At 37.7% G+C, this 5310-nt stretch carries 4 protein-coding genes and 3 pseudogenes; 2 read left to right on the top strand and 5 right to left on the bottom strand.

The annotated features are described in order from the left end of the window. Window positions 1-400, bottom strand: a pseudogene (locus ACIPUA_RS08175) (transposase); the annotation flags it as partial. 118 nt (window positions 401-518) lie between these two features. Between ACIPUA_RS08175 and ACIPUA_RS08170 the strand changes: the two are divergent. Beyond that, a pseudogene (locus ACIPUA_RS08170) lies at window positions 519-734 on the top strand (ISNCY family transposase); the annotation flags it as partial. A gap of 30 nt (window positions 735-764) precedes the next feature. On the opposite strand, the gene ACIPUA_RS08165 reads toward ACIPUA_RS08170, so the two are convergent. The 4 genes from ACIPUA_RS08165 to ACIPUA_RS08150 all read right to left on the bottom strand — a co-directional run bounded on the left by ACIPUA_RS08165 (window position 765) and on the right by ACIPUA_RS08150 (window position 3864). Continuing rightward, the gene (locus ACIPUA_RS08165) at window positions 765-1682 is read right to left on the bottom strand and encodes an S-4TM family putative pore-forming effector (protein ID WP_161729458.1); all 918 of its coding nucleotides are present in this window, start codon (window positions 1680-1682) and stop codon (window positions 765-767) included. Between the two features lie 3 nt (window positions 1683-1685). Next, the gene (locus tag ACIPUA_RS08160) at window positions 1686-2684 is read right to left on the bottom strand and encodes a nucleotidyltransferase (protein ID WP_161729459.1); all 999 of its coding nucleotides are present in this window, start codon (window positions 2682-2684) and stop codon (window positions 1686-1688) included. A gap of 168 nt (window positions 2685-2852) precedes the next feature. After that, on the bottom strand, window positions 2853-3209 hold the full coding sequence (locus ACIPUA_RS08155) for a hypothetical protein (protein WP_161729460.1): 357 nt from the start codon (window positions 3207-3209) through the stop codon (window positions 2853-2855). Between the two features lie 136 nt (window positions 3210-3345). Next, the gene (locus tag ACIPUA_RS08150; protein WP_161729461.1) at window positions 3346-3864 is read right to left on the bottom strand and encodes a hypothetical protein; all 519 of its coding nucleotides are present in this window, start codon (window positions 3862-3864) and stop codon (window positions 3346-3348) included. A gap of 199 nt (window positions 3865-4063) precedes the next feature. Here ACIPUA_RS08150 and ACIPUA_RS08145 point away from each other — a divergent pair. Next, window positions 4064-5310, top strand: a pseudogene (locus ACIPUA_RS08145) (IS3 family transposase); the annotation flags it as partial.

The following is a 5310-nucleotide window of genomic DNA, read 5'->3' as shown; positions in this document are numbered from 1 at the left end:
TGGTCTTTTTTACGCCAATCTATTTGCTGATGGTAAAACGTGGCTCGTGACAACGACGTTAGCTTACAAGCCTTAATGACTGATAAGCCTGCCTCTTTTAATGATTGAGCACAGGATCTCTTTTCAGCCACTACCAACCCTTTTTTGCGAAAAGCTCCTTCATCGCGTGGTTTTCAAGGCTAACTTCCGCAAAGAGCTTTTTCAGTTTCGCATTTTCATCTTCAAGCTCTTTTAATCGTTTAACATCATTCGCTTCCATGCCACCATACTTTGATTTCCAATTATAATAAGTGGCGTTGCTGATCCCATTTTGGCGGCAAATATCTTCCACTTTCATACCAGAATCAGCGAGTTTTAAAATATTAACGATTTGAGTTTCAGTAAAACGAGCTTTTTTCATCATGACCTCTGCAAATTTTAGGGCAGAAAATCTAATTATAGCTGTCTTATTTTAGGGGAAGTGGACACTCTTAATTGAGATTCCCAGAGATCGCCAATCTTCTTTTGAACCTCAGCTTATCCATGTCTGGCATTCCCCAGACGGACATAAAGAGCTCCGGCTTAACGGTATATCGCTTCCCTACTCCACTTATGACAAGCTTTCTGAAATTGATCAGGGTGCCATTGTGGACAACAAACGTCTGGGGCGGGCACTGGATGAGGACGATATGTTCAATGCACTAGTAAAACTTCAGTCACGATCTGAAGAAATATTTGGTAAGAAACAGATATAAAAACCCGGAGGATAAGTCCGGGTATATTAACTATCGTGGTAAGATTTTCAAGTTCTCTTCAAAATAATCATCATAAATAACCTCATTACTCTTCCGCATGAATCTGTGGAGACAATTGGGCACAGGATTCGAAGTCGATCTATGGGCATAAATCTCATCCTGAATCGATCTTAAATCATGAGATAAGATGTCATCGTTTATAATGCCACTTATCTTTATATTCTGTATTTTTTTCTCAATAAAATCTTTAACACGCATAATTCGATTAATAGATTTGTTGTTTTCAACATATAACATTATCACATGTCTAAAAAACGGGAGCATGAAAACAATATAAAACAAAAAATCTTCCAGCGAGGATTTAGACCACAAGCCATATGCAAGAAGTATCAAAAAGGAAAGTAACAAAGTGATAAAATATATTTTTCTCATTACATCACGCTGTGCCTTATCCCAGCCAAAATTTTTTGCATGGCATAATAATGCCAATACCTTTTCATTCGCATCGTAATCTTTATTTAGATACCAGTTAAGAAATTCATCATTTTTTTTTCTTTTTTTGTAATACCTTGAAGCTTTAAAAACATCTTCTCTGCCAACCGGCTTCCCTACTTTTAATTCACTCCATGGAATGTGTAATACATCACAGTCAAACATTTCCTGAATAGTGGCTGCACATTTTTTCATTGAGGAAATCATTGTGGACAAAATAATTGTGATGACCAACACAATTATACCGTAATAACCGAGGTAAGGAGCTATAGCCAAATGGGGGAACAGCCCCATTTTCTTTATCACTGTAGTAAATATTACAATAGCGACAGATATTACGACACTAAGAAAAAACACTACCCAGTTAACAAATTTAACCTGTGAGTAAGTCCACCTCATTGCCATTAGTAACTCAATGTTTTTACTATCATTTTGGCGCAAAAATATTTGACTCATTTTCTATCCGTATGATGGGAAGTTGACACCAAAAACATCCTGCCATTTGTTAATGGACGCTCTGTGGTTATCTTGCCTTTCGTAATGACGGGCTTCCGTTGCTTTTCCTTGGTCAAGATAACAGCGGATGGATATCTTTAATTTATCATCATCACTAAGGTTGTTTATGTTCCCTTGTATGCCTTTGTGATCGTATACTGGACTAAATATAGCAGAGGCTAAGTAACCTAAAACATTGACAATCTCTAAATCGACCCATTGATAACATTCTGATCGACCGTTGAAGTAGTTAAGCAACATTGTCTCTAACAAGTAACTACTCATTGAAGGCATAGTAGGACGTTTTTGCCAATATTTTATTACACGAATGACATTTAACATGTTTCCTGAGAGTTTAACATTAAGATCAGTGACTTTTTGCTTGTCAATTCGTGGATCTGTCTTCTTCCAATGACCATTGCCATCTGGTATTAAATAATATGTCTTGCCAAATGAATCTGGAGTAGTAATGAATGCAGGAACTATATCAAAATTCCAGTCATAGGATTTTAGCTTCAGAGTAGCTGCTTCCTGATTTCTTTTTACATCAGCCTTATCATACTGCGGAATTTGATTTAGGCTTGAGATAAAACTGTTTATTATTTTTCTAGAGTTAATAAAATTTGTGCCATCATGCTTATAGTACTTTAAACGAACGGTTCCTTCACGCGCAGTGATTATTATTTTCCCATCACTCTCGCTGTATACACAATCATCACCATCGAGACCAAACATAAGATCTATATCATCTAAAGGGCGGATTTTTGTGCGTCTAGCAAAAGAACCAAAACCTGTATGTATATCAGGGTATATTATGGGGAAATAAACATCATTATTTGGAAAAGTGTTCATTCTGCCCAACAACCAATCTCTACTGGCTCTGGCTCGATCAGTCTGAGAGCTATCTAGATTTACAATATTGCGCTGAAACTCGTTAAACGCAGCAGTCACCGTAAGAGCCATATCATCCCTCTTCTAAAAGCTAAAAGCTAAAAGCTAAAAGCTAAAAGCTAATTTTACCATTAGGTTATAGGTTGTCTCCACATGAATTTACTTCTGCAAACTACTAAATATTGGAGGACATTTGAAGTTTGCCCCACCTCGGACATCTGAACTTAGCCTTGACTAATTTTAATTGCATCCATAGTTGTCACATAAATAATAAAAACTATCACCATTACTATCTGTACCATCTAGAGTGTAATTACCATTACCTAAATCTGTTCTTGTCGAATCCCACTCATTGCCATTTGCTGCTATCCCATTGGTTTCAGTTATATTTCCATAAGTATTTGATTCTTGACTCCACTCCGAACCTGTTGATAGATTTCTGCCATGGACTTCAGTTGTGGAACCATAACGATACACTTCATATTCGTTACCATTGTCATCATAGCAAGAACTATAGGTATTACCACCTATACATTGAGCTGATACATTAAAAGATAATAATAAAACTACTAGTGGAATTGTTAGGTTTTTTATCATCGCTTCTCTTCTCTTCTATAGTTTATTTTAGTTATATCGGTATAGCATTCTGAATTTTTAATGAATGTAATCATAATCTCACTGTTTCTGTTTACTGTGAGTATCTGACTATTCCGCCTGACTTTTTAATTAAAAGTTACTTGCCGCAGTAATATTTTGTTGCTAAATATTCAAATGAACGTGGTTTTATTGGGTACCACTGTAGAGTTCCTGCTGGATATCCTCTCTTCGAGTTATAGGCCTCAACTTCTCCTACACTAGTAACCACTTTATCTACTAAATTATCATCTAGATAATACTCAATTGATAAACGGAAACCCTGCATTGTATTACAATTAACATACCAATCACTTATAGTTTTATTGAAGTATTTCCCATTATTTACTTGATGAATTTTATCAGAACCAACAATTGTTGTTTTTAATGGCCAGCTAACACCAACAACACCAACGCTCATAAATGAAATACTAGCAGTTCCATTTTTATTGATTATAGGTTTGTTTTTTAGATAAAAAAGTACCTCTGTCATAGTGTTGTCAGATTTACCAGAACTTATCCATTCAGAACTAACTTTTGGTATTGTTAATGTTTTAGCATTCGCGATTGAAATGAATGAAAAAACACACAAAATTATAAGGGGTTTCTTTATATTCATATAATTGCCTAACATGGTTTGTCATATACAGCCTGATACTTTAGTTTAATCTTTACGTTAATTAATTCCAATAAAATCCTAATACCCGAATGTGGCGCTAATCAAAATAGAGCGAAAATATTATATGACTAGATTTTTCTGTCAATTACCATATAGACTGGCCCCTTAGATCTCCAGACAGTTGGTATCACTTAAATTAGTGATAATCTTAATACTAGCTTTTAGACTAGTTCTTGGAGATAACATAATCGAGATATTAGGTCCTGAACGCAGAAAACGATGCTCCCCACAAGAAAAAATGACCATTGTTCAGCAAAGCTTTGAGTCAGGTATGAGTGTTTCCATGGTTGTTCGACAACATGGTGTCGCTGCAAGCCAGCTTTTCCTTTGGCGTAAACAGTATCAAGAAGGAAGCCTGACCGCGGTAACAGCAGGTAAACAAGTTGTTCCTGTTTCTGAGCTCGCCTCAGCAATAAAGCAAACTAAAGAGCTACAGCGGTTGCTCGGCAAAAAACAATGAAAAATGAACTTCTTAAAGAAGCCGTCGAGTATGGCCGAGAAAAAAAAGTGGATAGCGCTCGCGCCATTATTACCCAAGGATGGAAAATAAACTTAGTGAGCCGAACCTTATGTGTGTCACTAGCGCAGTTATACGTTCTAGCAAAACGAAAAAATGATTGGCAAGACAAACGAGGCCGACGCCCTCAAGATGATAACGGTGCGCTTGCTCATATACACAACGTAATTGATAAGCTGCCTACGTATGGCTATCGCCGCGTCTGGGCGATGTTACGTCGGCAATCTGAGCATGAAAATATCGCAATGATTAATGCCAAACGTGTTTACCGTATCATGAAGCAATCAGCATTATTGTTGGAACGCAAACCCGCAATCCCAGTCTCGACATGGGCTCATACAGGAAAAGTAGCGGTGAATGAAAGCAACCAACGTTGGTGTTCAGATGGTTTTGAGTTCCGATGTGATAATGGTGAAAAACTACGTATCACGTTCGCTTTAGGCTGTTGTGATCGAGACCCCCTTCATTGGGCAGCGAGCACAGGAGGCTTTGACAGTGAAACTGTGCAAGATGTCATGATGGGTACCGTGGGGTATCGCTTCGATAACGGGTTACCGACAAAATTAGTAGAGTGATTGACCGATAATGGTTCAGCATATCGAGCCCATGAAACGCGGTGGTTCGCTAAACAAGTTGGTTTATCCCCTAGGCATACGGCGGTACGTAGTCCCCAAAGTAACGGTATTGCAGAAAGCTTTGTAAAAATCATGAAGCGAGACTACATAAGTTTAATGCCAAAACCTAATGGATTAACGGCAGTAAAGAATCTTGCGGCAGCCTTCGAGCATTACAATGAATGGCATCCTCAAAGTGCACTGGGTTATCGTTCTCCGCGAGAGTGCCTCCGGCGTCGAGCCCATAATGAAATA

The sequence above is a fragment of the Providencia sp. AGC89 genome, assembly GCF_053543535.1.
Note: the sequence above shows the minus strand (reverse complement) of the source record. Positions and strands in the feature narration are given on the sequence as shown.